Source organism: Synechococcus sp. RS9907 (genome assembly GCF_014279615.1).
Classification (GTDB): Bacteria; Cyanobacteriota; Cyanobacteriia; order PCC-6307; family Cyanobiaceae; genus Parasynechococcus.
Genome location: NZ_CP047944.1, coordinates 1,898,041 through 1,918,812 on the forward strand (window position 1 = coordinate 1,898,041; position 20,772 = coordinate 1,918,812).

At 63.4% G+C, this 20,772-nt stretch carries 17 protein-coding genes, 1 tRNA gene and 1 pseudogene; 12 read left to right on the forward strand and 7 right to left on the reverse strand.

Features of this window, described 5'->3' with window-relative positions:
• Nucleotides 1-42 precede the first annotated feature (42 nt).
• From SynRS9907_RS10535 to rpsT, 4 genes are all read right to left on the reverse strand, one after another.
• The gene (locus SynRS9907_RS10535) at nucleotides 43-1,947 is read right to left on the reverse strand and encodes a DNA-directed RNA polymerase subunit gamma (RefSeq protein ID WP_115131864.1); all 1,905 of its coding nucleotides are present in this window, start codon (nucleotides 1,945-1,947) and stop codon (nucleotides 43-45) included.
• A gap of 48 nt (nucleotides 1,948-1,995) precedes the next feature.
• Nucleotides 1,996-5,289, reverse strand: a complete 3,294-nt coding sequence (rpoB, locus tag SynRS9907_RS10540) for a DNA-directed RNA polymerase subunit beta (protein WP_188020970.1) — start codon at nucleotides 5,287-5,289, stop codon at nucleotides 1,996-1,998.
• 281 nt (nucleotides 5,290-5,570) lie between these two features.
• Nucleotides 5,571-6,359, reverse strand: coding sequence for a TatD family hydrolase (locus SynRS9907_RS10545; protein ID WP_038553492.1), 789 nt, complete (start codon nucleotides 6,357-6,359; stop codon nucleotides 5,571-5,573).
• 48 nt (nucleotides 6,360-6,407) lie between these two features.
• Nucleotides 6,408-6,704 carry a 30S ribosomal protein S20 gene (rpsT, locus tag SynRS9907_RS10550; protein WP_011365018.1) on the reverse strand — a complete coding sequence of 99 codons (297 nt, stop codon included), beginning with the start codon at nucleotides 6,702-6,704 and terminating at the stop codon, nucleotides 6,408-6,410.
• Between the two features lie 108 nt (nucleotides 6,705-6,812).
• Here rpsT and hisD point away from each other — a divergent pair, with 108 nt between their 5' ends.
• The gene (gene hisD, locus SynRS9907_RS10555) at nucleotides 6,813-8,120 is read left to right on the forward strand and encodes a histidinol dehydrogenase (protein ID WP_115131862.1); all 1,308 of its coding nucleotides are present in this window, start codon (nucleotides 6,813-6,815) and stop codon (nucleotides 8,118-8,120) included.
• Here the strand turns inward: hisD and rpiA are convergent.
• Both rpiA and SynRS9907_RS10565 read right to left on the reverse strand, forming a co-directional pair.
• Nucleotides 8,113-8,832 carry a ribose-5-phosphate isomerase RpiA gene (rpiA, locus tag SynRS9907_RS10560; protein ID WP_188020971.1) on the reverse strand — a complete coding sequence of 240 codons (720 nt, stop codon included), beginning with the start codon at nucleotides 8,830-8,832 and terminating at the stop codon, nucleotides 8,113-8,115. The genes hisD and rpiA overlap by 8 nt on opposite strands.
• A gap of 38 nt (nucleotides 8,833-8,870) precedes the next feature.
• A complete protein-coding gene (locus tag SynRS9907_RS10565; protein ID WP_188022443.1) occupies nucleotides 8,871-9,935 on the reverse strand; it encodes a trypsin-like peptidase domain-containing protein in 1,065 nt (354 codons plus the stop codon).
• A 183-nt stretch (nucleotides 9,936-10,118) separates the two neighbouring features.
• On the opposite strand from SynRS9907_RS10565, the gene grrP reads away from it, so the two are divergent.
• The 10 genes and pseudogenes from grrP to SynRS9907_RS14100 all read left to right on the forward strand — a co-directional run.
• Entirely contained in the window at nucleotides 10,119-10,979 is an 861-nt protein-coding gene (gene grrP / locus SynRS9907_RS10570) for an extracellular substrate binding-like orphan protein GrrP (RefSeq protein ID WP_188020972.1), read from the forward strand.
• 40 nt (nucleotides 10,980-11,019) lie between these two features.
• Entirely contained in the window at nucleotides 11,020-11,421 is a 402-nt protein-coding gene (gene grrA / locus SynRS9907_RS10575) for a GrrA/OscA1 family cyclophane-containing rSAM-modified RiPP (RefSeq protein ID WP_186513534.1), read from the forward strand.
• The gene (gene grrM / locus SynRS9907_RS10580) at nucleotides 11,418-12,617 is read left to right on the forward strand and encodes a cyclophane-forming radical SAM/SPASM peptide maturase GrrM/OscB (RefSeq protein ID WP_188020973.1); all 1,200 of its coding nucleotides are present in this window, start codon (nucleotides 11,418-11,420) and stop codon (nucleotides 12,615-12,617) included. Before grrA ends, grrM begins: the two co-directional genes overlap by 4 nt.
• Entirely contained in the window at nucleotides 12,617-13,078 is a 462-nt protein-coding gene (locus SynRS9907_RS10585) for a hypothetical protein (RefSeq protein WP_255445888.1), read from the forward strand. The genes grrM and SynRS9907_RS10585 overlap by 1 nt, the downstream gene beginning before the upstream one ends.
• 58 nt (nucleotides 13,079-13,136) lie before the next feature.
• The gene (locus SynRS9907_RS10590; protein ID WP_188020974.1) at nucleotides 13,137-13,394 is read left to right on the forward strand and encodes a hypothetical protein; all 258 of its coding nucleotides are present in this window, start codon (nucleotides 13,137-13,139) and stop codon (nucleotides 13,392-13,394) included.
• A gap of 110 nt (nucleotides 13,395-13,504) precedes the next feature.
• Nucleotides 13,505-13,972, forward strand: coding sequence for a ribosome maturation factor RimP (gene rimP / locus SynRS9907_RS10595; protein ID WP_188020975.1), 468 nt, complete (start codon nucleotides 13,505-13,507; stop codon nucleotides 13,970-13,972).
• Nucleotides 13,973-14,025: 53 nt separating this feature from the next.
• On the forward strand, nucleotides 14,026-15,471 hold the full coding sequence (nusA, locus tag SynRS9907_RS10600) for a transcription termination factor NusA (protein WP_188020976.1): 1,446 nt from the start codon (nucleotides 14,026-14,028) through the stop codon (nucleotides 15,469-15,471).
• Entirely contained in the window at nucleotides 15,468-15,746 is a 279-nt protein-coding gene (locus SynRS9907_RS10605; RefSeq protein ID WP_114989435.1) for a YlxR family protein, read from the forward strand. The genes nusA and SynRS9907_RS10605 overlap by 4 nt, the downstream gene beginning before the upstream one ends.
• Before the next feature lie 69 nt (nucleotides 15,747-15,815).
• A complete protein-coding gene (infB, locus tag SynRS9907_RS10610) occupies nucleotides 15,816-19,163 on the forward strand; it encodes a translation initiation factor IF-2 (protein WP_188020977.1) in 3,348 nt (1,115 codons plus the stop codon).
• 14 nt (nucleotides 19,164-19,177) lie between these two features.
• Nucleotides 19,178-19,738, forward strand: a pseudogene (locus SynRS9907_RS14100) (low-complexity tail membrane protein); the annotation flags it as partial.
• A 600-nt stretch (nucleotides 19,739-20,338) separates the two neighbouring features.
• Here SynRS9907_RS14100 and SynRS9907_RS10615 read toward each other — a convergent pair.
• A complete protein-coding gene (locus SynRS9907_RS10615; RefSeq protein WP_370586607.1) occupies nucleotides 20,339-20,611 on the reverse strand; it encodes a DUF3493 domain-containing protein in 273 nt (90 codons plus the stop codon).
• Between the two features lie 43 nt (nucleotides 20,612-20,654).
• Here SynRS9907_RS10615 and SynRS9907_RS10620 point away from each other — a divergent pair.
• Nucleotides 20,655-20,727: transfer RNA gene (locus tag SynRS9907_RS10620), tRNA-Thr, on the forward strand.
• Nucleotides 20,728-20,772: the final 45 nt, after the last annotated feature.

The window sequence follows — 20,772 nt, forward strand, 5'->3', positions numbered from 1 at the left end:
CGCGCGGATCAGGAGTTAAGGAGGAAGGACGTCTGGCTTGATTCAGGCGGCGGCCACCGCGTCGATGATCGTGTGATTCATCACCACGCGGCCCACAGTGGTGAGGATGTAGCGGCTGATCAGGGCACCGTCTTCATCGAAACGGTCGCGGCGGTAGCTCCACTCTTCGATGCGCGTGCCATCGCTGAGGGATTCGCTCTTGCTGGGCGCATCCAGCTCTTCATCGTCCTGAACTTCACCGTTGAAGCGGACCCACACCCAGTCGTGCAGACCGATCCGGTTGTCTTCAAAGGCGTGGATGACATCCTCCAGACCCGCGAACGTGCAGCTGCGATCGCCGAAGCCGGGCTTGGAAACACCGGGTTGCAGCGCCGTCAAGTAATAGGAGCCGAGCACCATGTCCTGAGACGGGGTGATGATCGGCTCACCGGTCGCAGGCGACAGGATGTTGTTGCTGGCCAGCATCAACATGCGGGCCTCTGTCTGCGCCTCGATGGCCAGGGGCACGTGAACGGCCATCTGGTCACCGTCAAAGTCAGCGTTGAAGGCTGGGCAGACGAGGGGGTGCAGCTGAATGGCACGGCCATCCACCAGCTTGGGTTCGAAGGCCTGAATGCCGAGACGGTGCAGGGTTGGAGCACGGTTCAGCAGGATCGGATGGCCGTCGATCACCTCTTGCAGCACCTGCATCACTTCATCGTCGGCCCGCTGAATCAGCTTCTTGGCCGCCTTGATGTTGTTGACGATGTTCTGGCGGATCAGGCGGTGGATCACGAAGGGCTGGAACAGCTCGATCGCCATCTCCTTGGGCAGACCGCACTGGTGCATCTTCAGCTTCGGACCCACCACGATCACGGAACGACCGGAGTAGTCGACCCGCTTACCCAGGAGGTTCTGACGGAAGCGGCCCTGCTTGCCTTCAATGATGTCGCTCAATGACTTGAGCGGACGGTTGTTGGCACCCACGACGGTACGACCGCGACGGCCGTTGTCGATCAGGGCGTCGACGGCCTCCTGCAGCATCCGCTTCTCGTTGCGGACGATGATTTCAGGGGCCAGGATTTCCTGGAGCCTCGCCAGACGGTTGTTGCGGTTGATCACCCGCCGGTAGAGATCGTTGAGATCGCTGGTGGCGAAGCGACCACCATCGAGCTGCACCATCGGGCGCAGGTCGGGCGGAATCACCGGGATCACATCCAGCACCATCCACTCGGGACGGGCGTTGGTGGCGATGAAGTTGTCGATCACGCGCAGACGCTTGATCAACTTGGCGCGCTTCTGACCCTTGCTGCCGTTGATCTCCTCACGCAGCTGCTCAGCCACTTCATCGAGGGTGAGGTCTTCCAGCAATTGCTTGAGGGCCTCGGCACCGATGCCCACCACGGGCTCGTTCTCGATCTCGGAATCTTCGGCGTAGATCTCGTCTTCAATTTCCAGCCACTCGTCTTCGGTGAGCAGCTGCTTGTACTTCAGGTCCTTGTGGTCGCCGGGATCCAGCACCACATAGCAGTTGAAGTAGACGATCTGCTCAACATCCCGCAGGGGCATGTCCAGCAGGATGGCCACGTAGCTGGGGATCCCCTTCAGGTACCAGACGTGAGAGACGGGGGCCGCCAGCTTGATGAAGCCCATGCGGTGACGACGCACGCGGCTCTCGGTGACCTCCACACCGCAGCGTTCACAAACGATGCCCCGGTGACGCACCCGCTTGTACTTGCCGCAGTGGCATTCCCAGTCTTTGGACGGGCCAAAGATCTTTTCGCAGAACAGCCCGTCCATCTCGGGCTTGAGGGTGCGGTAGTTGATGGTCTCCGGCTTGGTGACCTCACCGACCACCTGGCCGTTGGGCAGGGTGCGCTGTCCCCACTCCATCACCCGATCGGGTGAGGCGAGGGTGATCTTGACGTAATCGAAGTGGTTCTCGGTGCGGAGGTTGCTGTTGGTCATTGACGGTTAAGGAAGAAGGAGCGGGGAATCGGTTCGTTCGTTGATCCGTCAGTCCTCGTCGTAATCCGCGATGCCGAGGGATTCGTAGGTGGGCCTGCTGGGGGTGCTGCGACGTGGGTTCACGTCCTGCATCAGATCCACTTCCTTGCCTTCGTCGGTGTAAACGGCGATGTCCAGACCCAGGGACTGAAGCTCGCGCATCAGCACCTTGAAGGATTCCGGTGTACCCGGGCGGGGAATCGGCTTGCCCTTGACGATGGCGTTGAGGGCCTCGTTGCGGCCCTGCATGTCGTCGGACTTGACCGTGAGAAGTTCCTGCAGGGTGTATGCGGCGCCATAGGCCTCGAGGGCCCACACCTCCATCTCACCCAGACGCTGACCACCTTGCTGTGCCTTACCGCCCAGGGGCTGCTGGGTGACCAGGGAGTAGGGGCCGGTGGAACGGGCGTGAATCTTGTCGTCCACCAAGTGAACCAGCTTGAGGAAGTGGGAGTAACCCACGGCCACGGGCTGATCGAAGGGCAGACCGGTGCGGCCATCCCTCAGCTGCAGCTTGCCGGGATCCTCAGGGTCGTACACCCAACCCTTGCCGGGCTGCTTGGCGGCTTCCTTGAGGAAGGTCTCGACGGTCTGCTGGGACTTCTCAGCACCGTGCATCTCATCGAAGGGAACGATGCGCACGCGGCAATCCAGGTTGGACGCGGCCCAACCCATCAGCAGCTCGAACACCTGACCCACGTTCATCCGGCTCGGCACACCCAGGGGGTTGAGCACGATGTCGACCGGGGTGCCGTCGGGCAGATAAGGCATGTCCTCCCGAGGAAGGATGCGGCTGATGATGCCCTTGTTGCCGTGGCGGCCAGCCATCTTGTCGCCGACCTGGATCTTGCGGCGCTGGGCCACATACACCCGCACCACCATGTTGGCGCCGGGGGGCAGCTCATCACCCTGTTCACGGGTGTAGATGCGCACATCCACAACGCGGCCACGCTCGGTGCCGGGCACCCGCAGGGAGTTGTCGCGCACGTCGCGCGCCTTCTCACCGAAGATCGCGCGCAGCAGCTTCTCTTCCGGCGGCTGATCGGATTCACCCTTGGGCGTCACCTTGCCCACGAGGATGTCGCCGCTTTCAACGAAAGCGCCCACGCGGATGATGCCCATCTCGTCGAGGTTGCCCAGGCTTTCCTCAGCGACGTTGGGAATTTCGCGGGTGATCTCCTCAGGTCCGAGCTTGGTCTGACGCGCTTCGATCTCGTACTTCTCGATGTGAACCGAGGTGTAGAGGTCGTCGGTGACCAGACGCTCGCTGACCAGCAGCGCGTCCTCGTAGTTGTAACCCTCCCAGGGCATGTAAGCGATCAGAACGTTCTGACCCAGAGCGATCTCACCGCCTTCACAGGCGGAACCATCCGCCATCACCTGGCCGACGATCACCGGATCGCCGCAGCGGACGATCGGGCGCTGGTTCAGGCAGGTGTCCTGGTTGGAGCGCTGATACTTCTGCAGGAAATGGGTGTGGTCGTTGCCATCCTCGTCCTGAACAACGATGGCGTTGGCATCCACATAGGTCACGGTGCCATTCACCCGGGAGATCGGCACCATGCCGGAGTCGCGGGCCACCTGGGTTTCCAGGCCGGTGCCCACCAGGGCACGCTCGGGACGCAGCAGCGGCACAGCCTGACGCTGCATGTTGGAGCCCATCAGGGCGCGGTTGGCGTCGTCGTGCTCCAGGAAGGGGATCAGGGACGTTGCCACGGAGATCACCTGGACCGGTGACAGGGCGACGTAGTCGACCTGCTCAGGGGGGACCTTCTCGAAGTCCTGGCGGTAACGCACAGGAATCAGATCCGCCGAGATCCGGCCGTCGTCCTCGGTGGCCACGTCACCAGGGGCGACGCGCACTTCGTCTTCCCGGTCGGCAGACAGGTAGATCGGATCGCCATCCTTCAGAACGACACCGTTCTCCACCTTCCAGAACGGCGTTTCGATGAAGCCGTACTCGTTGACCCGGGCGTGGGTGGCCAGGGAGTTGATCAGACCAGCGTTGGGGCCTTCCGGCGTATCAATCGGGCAGAGACGGCCGTAGTGGGAGGGGTGAATGTCGCGGACGGCGAAGCCGGCACGCTCACGGGTGAGACCGCCGGGTCCAAGGGCCGAGATGCGGCGCTTGTGGGTGAGCTCAGCCAGAGGGTTGGTCTGGTCCATGAACTGGCTCAACTGGCTGGAGCCGAAGAACTCCTTGATCGCCGCCACCAGGGGCTTGGGGTTCACCAACTGGGCCGGGGTCAGCGAATCGGTTTCGCCGACGGTCATCCGTTCCTTGATGATCCGCTCAAGACGGTTCAGTCCCACCCGAACCTGGTTCTGCAGGAGTTCGCCCACGGAACGCACGCGGCGGTTGCCGAGGTGGTCGATGTCGTCAAGGCTGGCGCCGCCGACATCCAGTTCCAGGTTGATCAGGTAATCGAGGGTGGAGAGCACATCCTCATGGGTGAGGGTGCGCACCGTGTCGGGGATGGTGAGGCGCAGCTTCTTGTTGATCTTGTAGCGGCCGACCCGACCGAGGTCGTAGCGCTTGGGATCGAAGAAACGGGTCTGCAGCAGCTGCTGACCGCCACTCACTGAGGGGGGTTCACCCGGACGGAGTTTCTTGTAGAGCTCAAGCAGCGCTTGGTCTTCCGAGCTGATGCCCTCGTCGTTGGCTGCATCAATCGACTTCTTGTAGAACTCGGGGTGACGCAGCTTGTCGAGCACGTCGTTGTCGGACAGACCCATGGCACGCATGAGCACGTGCGCGTTGATCTTGCGGGTCTTGTCCACACGAACGTGGAGCAAATCGTTCTTATCTGTTTCAAACTTCAGCCAGGCACCCCGGTTGGGGATGACGCTGGCGTTGTAGGTGCGCCGGCCGTTCTTGTCCATTTCATCCTTGAAATAGACACCAGGGCTGCGCACGATCTGGTTCACGATCACGCGCTCAGCGCCGTTGATGATGAACGTGCCGCGCTCGGTCATCAGCGGCAGTTCGCCGATGAAGACCTCCTGCTCCTTGATCTCACCGGTCTCCTTGTTGACCAGGCGGCAGGTCACATACATCTGTGACGCGAAGGTCGCATCACGGCGCTTGGCCTCTTCCACATCGTGGCGGGGGCGCTTCAGGCGGTACTCGCTACCGATGAAGTGCAGCTCCAGCTTGCCGGTGTAATCCGTGATCGGAGAGAAGCTTTCCAGCTCCTCCATCAGACCTTGATCCAAAAACCACTTAAAGCTGGCCCGCTGCACCTCCACCAGATCAGGGAGGTAGGTGGCGGTCTTGGCGACCTGAATCGCGCTGCTGCTCATGCGGGGACCGGCAGAGAGGACGAAGGGACTGGGGAGGACTGGATTGGCGGCAGAAGCTCACCTGACAGGACGATTCGACACAACAGCGGCACCGACGGTTTCCAGGACGGAACCGACAGCGCCGCTGCTGCTGTTCAGAAATCGCGGGTCAGATCAGCTGACGACGACAAGTGCACCGGAAGGAAATGGACGCTTCAGGCACCACACACAAGACGGAATCCTGCGCATGGCCAGGCCAATACAACATCTTACATATGGACTCGACACCCTTGGAACTCCGGTTATGGGAGTCCGAACAAACGCCGGGCGTTGGCGGTGCTGCTGCAGGCCACGCTGTCGAGATCCACGCCGCGCAGCTCAGCCACCCGCGTGGCAACAGAGGCCACGAAGGCCGGCTCATTGCGCTTGCCGCGGCGGGGCACAGGGGCCAGGAAGGGGCAGTCGGTTTCCACCAGGAAACGATCCTCCGGCACCTGACGGGCGCAGTCGTGGGTGGGCTCCGCCTTGGGGAAGGTGACGGTGCCGCTGAAGCTGATGTAGAAGCCGAGCTCCAGGAACTGGTGCATTTCATCGGGGGTACCGCCCCAGCAATGCATCACCCCTCCGGGGCAACGGCCCTGCGCCTTGCGGGCCCGCAGTTCCTCCAGCATCGGCTCGGCGGCATCCCGGCAGTGAATGATCACCGGCAGGTTCAACTCAACCGCCAGGTCCAATTGAGGGCGCAGCACAGCAAGCTGCTCCTCGAGATTCTTGTCTCGGAAGAGATCGAGGCCGAGTTCGCCGATGGCGACCACCCGATCGTCCTCCAGAGCTGCCCGGCGCAGCACCGCCACCGTGTCATCCCGCCAATGCTCGGTGTCCAGTGGATGGACGCCGACGGAATAACGCATCTCCGGGAATCGATCCGCCAGGGCGCGGATCGCCGGGATTTCGGAGGGTTCGACGCAGGCGTGCAGCAGTGCACCAACACCGGCCTCACGCCAGCGTGAAGCCACCTCATCGAGGTCGTCGTCGAAGTTGCGGAAGACGATGTGACAGTGGCTGTCGATCAACGTCGGGGTGGGGGACACAGCTGGGCCGAAACGCGCTTTCGGCCCATTCTGACGGTTGAAACCGACTCAGCTGGCGGGCTCGAGCACCTTGCGCACGGCCGCACTGAGGCGGGATTTCTGGTTGGCACCGTTGTTGCGGTGCAGCACACCCACCTTCACGGCCTTGTCGATCTTGCTGAAGGCGGCACGCATGGAGGTCTGCACGCTGGCCTTGGCTTCATCGCCAGGGGTGGCGCTGTACGCGTCACAGGCGGCGAAGCAGCGCTTCATCAAGGTGCGCATCGACGACTTGTAGGTGCGGTTGCGCAGACGGTTGCGCTCAGCAATCTCAATCCGCTTCTTGGCTGACTTGTTATTGGCCACTGAGGCTTCAACGTTGCGAACAATCCAGCACCTTACTCCTTGACAGGACCCCCTTCCCTGGGTTGTGGAGTCCTAACTTGACCGAACTCTCCCCCTGTTCCTTTGTCTGTGAGCCAGCCGGCCGTTGCTCCCCTTCGCATCGTGCGGGATCTGGACCGGGCCCAGACTGAGCTGAAACGGTTGTCGAGCCGCACCACACAAACCCAGCAGGGTGAAGCCCGTGAGCGGGTTGAAGCCATTCTCAAAGCGGTGCGCGATCGCGGTGATGCCGCCATTGCCGACTTCACCGAAAGGTTCGATGGCTTCCGGCCCGAACCGATGGCGGTGTCCCCCGAGGCCCTCGAGCAGGCCTGGACGTCGCTGCCGACCAACCTGCGGGATGCCCTGGAGCTGGCCCATCGCCGCATCACCGACTTCCACCAACGCCAACGTCCCGCCGATCTGGCGGTGACGGGCCCCCACGGCGAACAGCTTGGGCGGCGCTGGCGGCCGGTGGAGCGGGCGGGTCTCTACGTGCCCGGAGGACGGGCGGCTTACCCCAGCACCGTGCTGATGAATGCGGTGCCAGCCCGGGTCGCCGGCGTCAAAGACGTGGTGATCTGTTCCCCCGCCGGACGTGATGGTGCGGTGAACCCCGTGGTGCTGGCAGCGGCCCACCTGGCCGGCGTGAAAACGGTGTTCCGCCTCGGAGGTGCCCAGGCTGTTGCCGCCATGGCCTACGGCAGCGAGAGCGTGCCCAAGGTGGACGTGATCAGTGGCCCCGGGAACCTCTACGTCACCCTGGCGAAACAGGCGGTGTACGGCCAGGTGGCCATCGATTCCCTGGCGGGACCAAGCGAAGTGCTGGTGATCGCAGACCACTCCGCCAAGCCCGATCAGGTGGCAGCGGATCTGTTGGCGCAGGCGGAGCACGACCCCCTGGCGGCGGCGGTGCTGATCACCACCGACCCTGCACTGGCCGACGGGATCAACGCCGCAGTAGCCGAACAGCTGGCCGATCACCCCCGCCAGGAGATCTGCGAAGCCGCTCTGCGGGACTGGGGGCTGGTGGTGGTCTGCGGCGACCTCGAGAGCTGTGCCCGCCTCAGCGACAGCTTCGCCCCCGAACACCTGGAGCTGCTGGTGGAGCGGCCCGAACCCCTGGCGGATCGCATTCAGAACGCCGGAGCCATTTTCCTGGGCCCCTGGTCCCCAGAAGCGGTGGGGGATTACCTGGCAGGCCCAAACCACACGCTGCCCACCTGTGGAGCCGCGCGTTTCAGCGGGGCCCTGAGTGTTGAGACCTTCATGCGCCACACCTCGCTGATCGGTTTCAACCGGGCTGCCCTGGAAGCAACGGGTTCAGCTGTGCAGGAGCTGGCCACCAGTGAAGGCCTGCACAGCCACGCTGAATCGGTGCGGCGGCGCCTCAGCTGAGGCGCTTCTCCAGGCTGCGGACACCCGCCACACCATCGGTGATCTCACCGACCAACACCTCATCGGTGATGTTGACGAACAGACCGTTCTCCAGCACACCGGGAATGTTGTTGATCGTCTGCTCCAGGGCCACTGGATCGCTGATGCCGCCGTCGAGCTTGGCATCCAGTACCAGGTTGCCCTGATCGGTAACCACAGGGCCGGCCTTGCGCTGGGCCATGCGCAGCTCAGCGCTGCCCCCGAGTGCTTCCAGCTGCTGCTTCACCTGGCGCCAGGCCCCGGGGAGCACTTCCACCGGCAGCAGAAAACCGAGGTTGAGACGATCCACCAGTTTGGTGGAGTCCACCACCACCACAAACCGATCCGCCCGTGCCGCCACGAGTTTCTCCTGCACGTGGCATGCGCCACCACCCTTGATCAATTGGAAGCCAGGGTCGACTTCGTCGGCACCATCGATGGCCAGATCAATCCGGCTGACGGCGTTGAGACTGAGCAGAGGAATGTTGAGCTCAGCGGCCAGCACCTCTCCTTGGAAGGAGGTGGTGACACCGACGATGTCTTTGAGTTCTCCGCTGGTGAGCTTGGCCCCCAGGCCCTGAATCATCAGAGCGGCGGTGGAGCCTGATCCCAGGCCCAGCACCATGCCGTCCTTGATCTGTTCCACGGCGGCATCAGCCACCGCCTGCTTCATCTGGGTCTGTAGATCAGCCATCGGGTCACGTCCTTTGGGCGCGACCGTAGCAAGGGGTTTCAGGCCATCCCAGGAAGGGGCTCAGGTTTGACGGACAGGGTGAGCTCGCGGCCGGCCCGCAGCACTTTCAGAGGCAGGGGAACATCGATGGCGGCGGCATCCACCACCTCGAGCAGCGCCTGAGGGTCGGCAATGTCGCGCTCATCCACCGTGATCAGCAGATCGCCGCGGCGCAGTCCTGCGCTTTCAGCCGGGCCATCGGGCAGCACGGCTTGCACCAGGGCACCACTACGTTCCGGCAGCTGCACAAGGGCATTGGGGTCCTTGTTGTGCTGGCGCGCGATGCGCGGTGTGAGCGCCACCAGTTGCAGACCGATGTAGGGGTGCACCACTTCACCCTGTTGCTGCAGCTGATCAGCCACCCGGCGGGCCAGGTTGATCGGGATGGCAAAACCGAGGCCGGCCCCAGGGCCCGACCGCACCAGGGTGTTGATGCCAATCACCTGGCCATCGCCGTTCACCAACGGTCCACCGGAATTGCCCGGGTTGATGGCGGCGTCGGTCTGAATGAGTTCCAGCCGTTTGTCGGCGAAGCCAAGGCTGTTGATGTTGCGGTGCAGGCTGCTGACGATGCCCAGGGTCACCGTGCGTTCCAATCCGAACGGGGTGCCGAGGGCGATCGCCCAATCGCCCACCTGCATGGCTTCCGAATCACCAAGGGGAGCCCGTGGTGGCAGTTGATCGCCCTCGAGACGCACCAGGGCCAGGTCTGTCACAGCATCGGTGCCCACCACCCGTCCATCCCGCTGTTCCCCGTCGGCCAGGGTGACGCTGACGGACTCCACCCGATCCACCACATGGGCATTGGTGAGCACAAGGCCCTTGGCATCGATCACCACACCAGAGCCTTGGCCCCGTTCCCGCTCCGGACCTGCCGGAGGGTCCCCCAGCAGGTCCCGCAGCAGGGGGTCAAGCAGCGTGGGGTCAAACGGCTGACGTTCCACGGTGCGCTCGGTGTCGATCCGAACCACCGCCGGCGCCACCCGCTGAACGGCATCGGCCACAAAGCTGTGCTCCAGGGCCTGCGCTGAGTCACCTTCACCGACCAGAACCGCTACGGCCATCAGAACGGCCAGGAGTTGACGCAGGGCGTACCGCAACACAAGACCTCTCATTGCCTTCTTTTTATCGGATCCAGCCGGAGAAACGGGCCCTGGTCCAAATCGATCGCAATCTCAGAACCTCCATTGCGATGCGCGGTCGAGCTTGGACATTCCAGCTAACAAATCAGCAAACGCAGTTTTCGCATGCGTGCACTTCTGGCTCCAGCGGCAGCTCTGCTTGCCCTGGCTGGCCCGGTTGCCCTCACCCCTCAGGCCTCCGCGGAGAGCACAACGCTCAAGGCGGTGATCTTTGAGGAGGTCAAGCCGCTGTATCACAAAACAGATGCCGGCTACGAAGGCCTCGGGGTTGACGTTCTCGAACAGATCCGGATCCAGGCCAAGCGCCGCAAGGTGGACTACCGGGTGGCCAAGTCGGTGAACGATGGCATCGGCGCCGTGATCACCGGCAAGGCCGACATCGCCTGCGGCGTGGCCTTCACCTGGGGCCGCTCCACGCAGGTCACCTATAGCCTGCCCTTCGGCATCGGTGGCACCCGTCTGCTGATGGCCAACGACACCACCGTCGATGGAACCCCCGCCTCACTGGAGGGCCAAACCATTGGTGTGGTGAAGGACACCGCTTCCGCCCAGGTGCTGAAGAACGTGGTGCCCGGCGCCACGCTGAAGAGTTTCACCACCCCGAAGGAAGCGTTGGATGCCTTCTACGCGGGTGACGTGCCGATCCTTGGGGGCGGAACCCTTTGGCTGGCCGCCAACAGCCGCATCGACAAGACGGCACTGCTGCCCTTCCGTCCCTACGGCCGCTCCGGCATCAGCTGCATCGTCAACCAAAACAACGGCAAGCTGCTCTCCTCCACCAACATCGCGTTGGGCCAGATGATGCAGGCCTACATGGATGGTGATGCGGGAACGCGCCGCATGATCAACCGTTGGATCGGCCCCGGCAGCGATGTGGGTCTGAGCCAGGACGTGATCCGCTCCCTTTACGGCCTGATCCTCAGCATCACAGCAGAAATCAACACTCCAGCCACACCGGGAATCTGACGACTCCTCGATTGCTTTTGTTCTCTATCCACCAACAGTCATGAAGCGTTCACTGATTGCTTTTCAAGCACTGCTGGCCTCCAGCGCCGTGCTTTGCCAAACCGCTGAAGCCAGCTCCACCTACACCGCCCCCGAGCAGCTGACCGGCCCGGCCAAAGCCAACAGCATCGAAGCCCGGATTGAAGCGGTGCGGAACACCGACTGGGGCAGCCTGCTTCAGGATCCTGAGATCGAAGGTGAGCTGGTTGCCAAGAGCAAGTGGGGCAACGGCAAGGGCAAGAAATTCGGCAACAGCTACGGCAAAGGCAAATGGGGCAACGGCAAGAGCGGCAACAAGTGGAGCAATAGCCGCAACACATGGGGCAACGGTCGCTACTACGGCGGCTGGCGCAACGGTGGCGGTGCCTGGGGCAACGGTGGCGGCGGCTTCGTGAACTGGTGATCGTTTCCTCTCCCAACGTCGGGCCCGACCTCAACCGGTTCGGGCCCATCGGCCTCGTAGTTGTGCAGTCCACCTCGCTGTGCAACCTCGATTGCTCGTATTGCTATCTGCCGGACCGGCAGAAGAAGCGGGTCTTTGACTTCGATCTGCTGCCCTTGCTGATGCAGCGGATTCTGGAAAGCCCCTATGCCGGGCCGGAAATTGCCTTGGTGTGGCACGCCGGGGAGCCACTCACCCTGCCCACCAGTTGGTACGACGAGGCAACGGCGATCCTGTATCGCAGCCTGGAGCAGTTCAACGCCCGAGGGCTGGACTTCACCCAGCACGTGCAGACCAACGCCACGTTGATCAATGACGCGTGGTGCGGCTGCTTCCGGCGCAACAAGATTGTGGTGGGCATCAGTGTGGATGGCCCGGAGGACATCCACGACGCCCACCGGCGCTTCCGCAACGGGCGCGGCTCCCACGCCATGGCGATGAAGGGGATTGAAGCCCTGCATCGCAACGATGTGCCCTTCCACTGCATCTCGGTGGTGACCGCCGATGCCATGGAGCAACCGGAGCGGATGTACCGCTTCTTCCGCGACAACGGCATCAACGACGTGGGTTTCAACGTTGAGGAGCAGGAGGGGATCAACACCACTTCATCGATGCAGGGCTCTGTAATGGAGGAGAAGTACCGCGACTTCCTTCGGGCCTTCTGGCGGCTCAGCGAGCAGGACGGCTATCCCGTGGTGCTGCGCGAATTCGAGCAGGTGATCAGCCTGATCCAAGGCAATGCGCGGATGACCCAGAACGAGCTGAATCGCCCGTTCTCGATCCTCAGCGTGGATTGGGAGGGCAATTTCTCCACCTTCGACCCTGAGCTGCTTTCGGTGGCCAGCGACCGCTACGGCAGCTTCAACCTCGGCAATCTCAAGGATCTGTCGCTGGTGGAGTCCACCCACACCGAGCAGTTCCGTCGGCTCATGGCCGACATGAGCAGCGGCGTGGAGACCTGCCACAAGAGCTGCGAATACTTCGGCCTCTGCGGCGGTGGCAACGGCAGCAACAAGTTCTGGGAACACGGCACCCTCGCCTCCAGCGAAACCAACGCCTGCCGCTTCGGCACCCAGATCCCCACGCAAGTGCTACTGGAGCGGTTCGAAGAGGGCCCTCCCCTGACGCCACTCACACCCAATCCATCGGGGGCTTGATGCGATCGATCGCTGTTCTGCCCGTCCTGGGCCTGCTGCTGATGCCGCTACAGGCCAATGCAGCCTTCAGCTTCCTGCCTCCGGTGGGGGGCGGTGACCCGATTGTGAAAAAGAAGGTGGAGCGTCCCAAGGGGCTGATCGGCAAAGCCATCGGCCGCACCAACTGGAACACCGATTTCCTGGTGGATCAGCCCTACCGCAGCTTCAAACTGTTTTTCACGGCCGATTCCAGTGACCCCAGCAGCTATCCGGTCCAGGCCTTCCTCAAATTCAGCGACGGCAGCAACCGCAAGGTGGCCGATGAACAACTGCAGCCGCCCGTGGGCACCGGACGAATGTTCGGCCCCTTCCAGCAGGTGCCGGGCAAGAGCATCAGCCAGGTGAATTTCAGGATCGGCGCCAACAAGGATCCGCAAGCCACTGGATTTAGTTACCGCATTTCCGTTCAGGGCTGCCAGTGAACACACAGCAGCTCTGGAGTGCACTGCTTAAGGTCGAAGCGTCTCGTGGGCTTCATCCTTGAGTGAAACCGCCGCTACACAACGCTGTGAGCTCTGCCAGGTCGTGATCGAAGAGCGCCCTGGCCTTACCGATGTGGTGACGTTCAGCAATGGCCCCCAGGGCAGCCGCAGCAAACTCTGGAGCCGCGTCTGCCAGTACGTGACCGATCCCGAGCGTCGACGCCTCTGCATCAATCAGGATTCCGAAGGGCGCGGCGCTGAACAGCCGGGCGACGCCTTCCCCGATGCACCGGCCATCGATCTGGGCAACAGCTGACGGCGGGCAGACGGTCCCGTACATTAAAGGTGTGTCCGACGGGCATCTCCCTGCGGGAGATCGGTCACAACTGAAATGCACGTCGGGCCGACGTCCGCCCTCAGTTCGCGTTGCCTCATCCTCTGCTTCCGGATCTCGAAACGCTGGTCACCGATGTGGCCGCCAGCAAAGGCTTGGCCCTTTGCAGCATTCAGCTGCTCACCCACATGAGCCCGATGACCCTGGAAGTGCAGATCCGACACAGCAGTGGAGCGGATGTGAGCCTTGATGACTGCGCCGGTTTCAGTGGCGTGCTGGGGGATGCCCTTGAGGCCTCCACCCTGCTCACTGACGCGTATGTTCTGGAGATCAGCAGTCCCGGCATCGGCGACCATCTGTCCAGCGATCGCGACTTTGAAACCTTCCGCGGCTTCCCCGTGGAGGTTCATCACCGCGACAAGGACGACAGCGAGCAACGCCTGGAGGGCCTCTTGCTCGAACGCGACGCCGACACGCTGCAGATCAACATTCGCGGGCGAATCAAACGGATTCCCCGGGATTGCGTGATCGGTGTCCGCCTCACGAGTCCAGGCAGCTGAACCCAGCGTTCACACCCCTGCAACCGCTCCTTTCTTTTCCCTAACCCAACGCGATGGCTCTCGTTCTGCTTCCCGGCCTCAGCAACCTGATCGACGACATCAGCGAAGAGAAGAAGCTGCCGCCCCAGGTGGTGGAGGCGGCCCTGCGGGAGGCCCTGCTGAAGGGCTATGAGCGCTACCGGCGCACCCTCTACATCGGCATCAGCGAAGACCCCTTTGATGAGGAGTACTTCAGCAACTTCGACGTTGGCCTCGACCTTGAGGAGGAGGGCTACCGAGTTCTCGCCAGCAAGATCATTGTTGATGAGGTGGAGAGCGAAGACCACCAGATCGCAATCGCTGAGGTGATGCAGGTGGCCGATGACGCCCAGGTGGGCGACACGGTGGTGCTGGATGTCACCCCAGAGAAAGAGGACTTCGGCCGGATGGCCGCCGCCACCACCAAGCAGGTGCTGGCCCAGAAGCTGCGGGATCAGCAGCGCCGCATGATCCAGGAGGAATTCGCTGATCTGGAGGATCCGGTGCTGACGGCCCGGGTGATCCGCTTCGAGCGCCAGTCGGTGATCATGGCGGTCAGCTCAGGCCTGGGCCGTCCGGAAGTGGAGGCTGAACTCCCCCGGCGCGATCAACTGCCCAACGACAACTACCGCGCCAACGCCACCTTCAAGGTGTTCCTGAAAGAGGTGAGCGAAGTGCCCCGCCGGGGACCGCAGCTGTTCGTCAGCCGCTCCAATGCCGGTTTGGTGGTCTACCTGTTCGAGAACGAAGTTCCCGAAATACAGGAAGGGTCCGTTCGGATCGTGGCCGTGGCCCGTGAGGCCAATCCCCCCTCCCGTTCCGTGGGCCCCCGCACCAAAGTGGCCGTCGACAGCATCGAACGCGAGGTGGATCCCGTCGGCGCCTGCATCGGCGCCCGCGGCTCCCGGATTCAGCAGGTGGTGAACGAACTGCGTGGAGAAAAAATTGACGTGATCCGCTGGTCGCAGGATCCGGGCCAGTACATCGCCAACTCCCTCAGCCCCGCTCGGGTGGAAATGGTGCGCCTGGTGGATCCCGTGGGCCAGCACGCCCATGTGCTGGTGCCCCCCGATCAGCTGAGCCTGGCCATCGGCCGCGAAGGCCAGAACGTTCGTTTGGCCGCCCGACTCACCGGCTGGAAGATCGACATCAAGAACTCCACCGAATACGACCAAGAGGCCGAGGATGCCGTGGTGGCAGAGCTGATCTCCCAGCGGGAGGAGGAGGAAGCCCTCCAGCAGCAAGCCGAAGAACGACTTGCCGCCGAACAGGCCGCTCGGGCTGAAGAGGATGCACGCCTGCGGGAGCTGTATCCGCTGCCCGAAGACGAAGAGGAGTACGGCGAGGAGCAGGCCGAGCAGGAGTTCTCTGAGGAGGAGCCCGCTGAGGTGGAAGCCAGCAGCGAAACCGAGCTCGAGGCTGAAGCTGAAAGCACGGACGCAGCGGCTGAGGCCGATCCCGATCAGGAGCAGGTCCGGTGAGTGACCGCCCCGTCCTGCGTCGCTGCGTGGCCTGCCGCCAGCTCTTGGATCGCCGCCAACTCTGGAGGGTGATCCGCGACCATCAGGACGGAGTTCTCCTCGATAAGGGGATGGGCCGTTCGGCCTATCTCTGCCGCGAGGAGAACTGCCTTGAGGAGGCGACCCGTCGCAAGCGTCTGCAGAAAGCCCTGCGTTGTCAGGTGCCCGAAACAGTGCTTGCGGTGTTGAAACAGCGGCTTAACCAAAGCGTTGGTGAATCCGCTGAGGCAGACTGAACATTGGCCCCACCTTGTGCGTGGCCACCGCGGCATTCCATGCCCGGACCGATCGGAGACCCGAACTGAATGACCAGCAGCGGCAAAGTCAGAATTTACGAGCTGTCCAAGGACCTCGGCCTTGAGAACAAGGACGTGCTGGATGCGGCTGAAAAGCTGTCGATCGCTGCGAAGAGCCACAGCAGCTCGATCAGTGACGCTGAAGCCGGAAAGATCCGTTCGCTCCTCGGCAAGGGCGGGAATGGTGCGAAACCCGCTGCCGCGGCGCCTGCCAAGCCCGCAGCTGGCAAGGCCATCCTCTCGCTGAAGAAAGCGGCCCCCGCCGCACCAACCAAGCCCGCCCCAGCGGTGAGCAAACCGGTCGCCAAGCCTGTGGCTGCCAAGCCCGTGGTCACCAAACCCGTGGCGGCTGCCAAACCGCAGGCGGCCCCGAAGCCTCCCGCAGCGGCCACGCCCAAACCGGTCATCAGCAAGCCAGCGGCTGCACCGGTGAAAGCCTCAGCAGCACCGACGCGGCCCGCCGCTCCTCAGACCCCCACCGCAGCCCCGGCGCGGCCGACGGCGGCAAAACCCGTTCCACGACCTGCCGCGGCCAAGCCGCAGGTTGTCAGCAAGCCGGCTGCAGGCAAACCGGAACTGGTGAGCAAGCCCAAGGCTGCTGCCAAACCCACGGCACCCACGCCGCGGCCCACACCGGCTCGACCGACGCCACGCCCCGCAGGTGCTGGAAGCCCAGCGCGGCCCACCCCTGGCCAGGGGCAGCCCAAGCCACAGATTGTCCGCGCAGGCGCTCCATCTCGGCCCGGCGCGCCAACCCGTGCCGGCGCCCCCACAAAGCCTGGTGCACCCTCACGGCCCACGCCGCGGCCTGAACTGGTGGGCAAACCTGTGCCCCGCCGTCCGGCAGGCACCGGCGTGCCTCAACGCCAGGGCGGTCCAAGCCGTCCCGGAGCCCCCACCCGACAGGGGGGTCGCCCCGGGATGCCTCCCCGCAGCGGCAACACCCTGGAACTGGTCGGCAAGCCGATTCGTCGCGACGGCAGCAGCACAGGTAGCGGCCGTCCTGGATCGCCCACCCGTCCTGGAGCTCCTGGACGTCCGGGCATGCCTGCTGGAATGCGCAAACCGGTGGCTCCCGGTGAGCTCATGCAGCTGCAGAAGCCTGTCGGCAGGCCAACGGCACCGGCACCCCGCCGTCCGGATGCACCCACCAAAGCCGGTGCAGGTGCAGGAACAGCCACCCCGCCCGTGGCGCGTCCGAATGCCCCCTCAGCGCCCCGCCGTCCCAGCTTCCGCCCTGGTGGCCAGCGGCGGCCTGGCCGTCCCGACTGGGATGACAGCGCACGGCTCGATGCTCTGCGCAGCCGCTCGCCGCAGAAGCAGCGCCAGAAGGTGCACATCATCGGTGAAAACGATGATTCCCTGGCGGCACAGACCGGCGGCTTCGCTGGTGAACAGGAGAATATGGTTCTCTCGGCGAGCCTGGCTCGTCCCGCCAAGCCCAAGTCGCAGCAGCGCACCGCACCCAAGCCGGTGGCGGCGATGCGCAAGCGCAAGAAGGAAACCGCCCGTCAGCGTCAGCGCCGGCGTGCCATGGAGCTGCGGGCAGCCCGGGAAGCCAAGCAGGTGCGTCCCGAAATGATCGTGGTGCCGGAGGACAACCTCACGGTGCAGGAACTGGCGGACATGCTGAGCGTCGAAAGCTCAGAGATCATCAAATCCCTGTTCTTCAAAGGGATCATCGCCACGGTCACCCAGACCCTGGACATGCCCACGATCGAGGCCGTGGCCGACGAATTCGGTGTGCCGGTACTGCAGGACGACGTGGAGGAGGCGGCCAAGAAGACCGTCGAGATGATCGAAGAGGCCGACAAGGCTCACCTGATCCGACGTCCGCCCGTGGTCACCGTCATGGGCCACGTCGACCACGGCAAAACCAGCCTGCTGGATGCCATCCGTCAGGCCCGCGTCGCGGCGGGTGAGGCCGGCGGCATCACCCAGCACATCGGTGCGTATCAGGTTGAGATCGAGCACAACAACGAGCAGCGCAAGCTCACCTTCCTGGACACACCGGGGCACGAAGCCTTCACGGCCATGCGAGCCCGCGGCACCAAGGTGACCGACGTGGCTGTGCTGGTGGTGGCCGCTGACGACGGCGTCCGCCCCCAGACCCTGGAAGCCATCAGCCACGCCCGGGCCGCTGAAGTGCCAATCGTGGTGGCGATCAACAAGATCGACAAGGAAGGTTCATCGCCCGAGCGGGTGAAACAGGAACTGTCTGAGCAAAACCTGCTGGCGGAAGACTGGGGCGGCGATGTGGTGATGGTGCCGGTGAGCGCCATCAAGGGCGAAAACATCGACAAGCTGCTGGAGATGCTGCTGCTGGTCACCGAAGTCGAAGACCTGCAGGCCAACCCGGATCGTCTGGCTCGCGGCACCGTGATCGAGGCCCACCTCGACAAGGCCAAAGGCCCCGTGGCCACGCTTCTGGTGCAGAACGGCACCCTCAAGACCGGCGACGTCGTCGCCGCTGGTCCGGTGCTGGGCAAGGTGCGCGCCATGGTGGACGACAACCGCCAACGCCTCAAGGAAGCGGGCCCCTCCTTTGCTGTGGAGGCCCTGGGCTTCAGCGAGGTGCCCACCGCATGTGACGAGTTCGAGGTGTACCCCGACGAGAAATCGGCCCGGGCCGTGGTGGGCGATCGCGCCTCCGATGCCCGTGCCACCCGTCTTGCTCAGCAGATGGCGTCACGACGCGTCTCGCTCACGGCCATGTCCGGCCAGGCCAATGACGGTGAGCTGAAGGAACTCAACCTGATTCTCAAGGCCGACGTTCAAGGCTCCGTGGAAGCCATCCTCGGATCGCTCGAGCAGCTGCCCAAGGATGAGGTGCAGGTGCGGGTGCTGCTGTCGGCACCTGGCGAGATCACCGAAACCGACGTCGACCTGGCCGCCGCCTCCGGCGCGGTGATCGTGGGCTTCAACACCTCCATGGCCTCCGGCGCCAAGAAAGCGGCGGATGCCACCGGCGTGGATGTGCGCGACTACGACGTGATCTACAAGCTGCTGGAAGACATCCAGTTGGCGATGGAAGGTCTGCTGGAGCCGGAACTGGTGGAAGAGGCCCTGGGCGAAGCCGAGGTGCGTGCCGTCTTCACCATCGGCAAGAGCGCCGTGGCCGGCTGTTATGTCACCACCGGCAAGCTGCATCGCAACTGCCGGGTGCGGGTGCACCGCGGAAAACAGGTGGTCTACGAGGGCGACCTCGACTCCCTGCGTCGCAACAAGGACGACGTCAAGGAAGTGGCCACGGGCTTCGAATGCGGTGTCGGCACCGATCGGTTCGCCAACTGGGAAGAGGGCGATCGCATTGAAGCCTTCAAGATGGTCACCCAACGCCGCAAACTCACCACCTGACCCCGCAAGCGATCGTGCAGCCCCGCAGCGAGCCCCTGCTCTGGCTTCAGTGCCTGGCCTTTGGAGCCATCCCACTGGAGCTGCTGCTGATCCGCCTGGTTCTGGCCGGCGCGGATCCGGGTCCTGTACCAGGCGTGGAGCGATTCCTGATCTGGGGGGTGGGGGTCCTGGCCCCAGCCGTCGCGTTGTGGCGACGGCCCGCCGACTGGGGCTCACTGCTGTTCGTGCGTCAGCCGCTGGCCAGCCGCAACAGCGATCAACTCCGCATCAGTGCCTCGCACGGGGGCTTGAGCAGCCGCGCCGCTGTGGTGATCGCCGCAGTGGTCCTACTGCCCGTGCTCTGGTGGATGGACGATTCAGCGGTGCTGGCGAGTGAATTTTCCCCGGTTTCGGGACAATCCCGTCTGGTCACCCTGTTGCTGGTCAGCCCATTGCTGGCCTTGATGGTCTGGCAGGTGCAGCAGCTGATTCAAGCCGCAGCGCTGTTGCTTGGATCACCAGCAACCGTTGCCCCTGCCGATTCAGCTTTTCGTGCTGACGCTGTGGCAACGCAACGCACCAGCCTGGGCCTTCAAATTCTCAACCTCCCCGGCCTGGACTGGCCGGAGCCTGCGCTGGAGCCGATCAAGCAAGAGCCCGATCAGACCATCGGGATGGAAAACACCGCGACGGAAACGAACGACAGCACTGATCAAGCCACTACTGATCAAGCCAGCGCTGACAACGAAGCACCCGACGGGGAAAGTTCAGCCGACAAACCGGTGACGGTTGCAATGTCTGACGAAGCTGATCCCGAAACCGCTCCTGAGCCCGTCGTTGCCGAAGCTCAAGCTGACGAGGAGTCGTCTGATGATGCTGAAGAGGCTGCTCCAACAAGCAATCAGGACGCCGATGAGGCCATCGGCGTGGAAGACATGGAAGACACCACGCCGGAACAGGGCAGCAGCACTGAAGACGTCAGCACCGCCGACATCAGCCCTGACAACGAAGAACCAGACGACGAAGCACCAGACAACCAAGAGCCAGACGACGAAAGTTCAGCCATCAACACCGCGACGGCTGAAGAGTCTGATGACGTCGAGCCCGAAGCGCTGGAACCGGTCGATGCAGAGGATCAAGACGACATGTCGGAAGACGACGACGCTGAAGACATCCATGCGGTTGACGCCGACAAATCAAGCGTCGCTGCTGCTGTCCCTGTTGCGGTCGAACCAGAGCAGACCGGTGAAGAGCAGGAGAGCACCCCCCTGGATGCCGAAGTCAGCCAGATCGACGGTGTCGCCGGCGGAAGCACGGAAAGCCATCGTGAACAGGCCGAGTCCAGCGGAAGCAAAGAGAGCAAACCAGACGAGCCGTCTGAGCCCACGCCAGGGGGTCTGTGATTCCTTGAGCAACCGTTCCCGCAGGGCGGGATCCAGGCCAGATTTGGGGCGGGGATTATCGGGCAAACGTCCAAGTTGGATTCAGAGCAAATGTTAAATTGCTTGTGACGCCGATGTAGCTCAGCCGGTAGAGCAACGCTTTCGTAAAGCGTGGGTCGCCTGTTCAAGTCAGGTCATCGGCTTTTCCAAAACGACTGCACCGCAAGGGATCTCAGCATCGAGGTTTC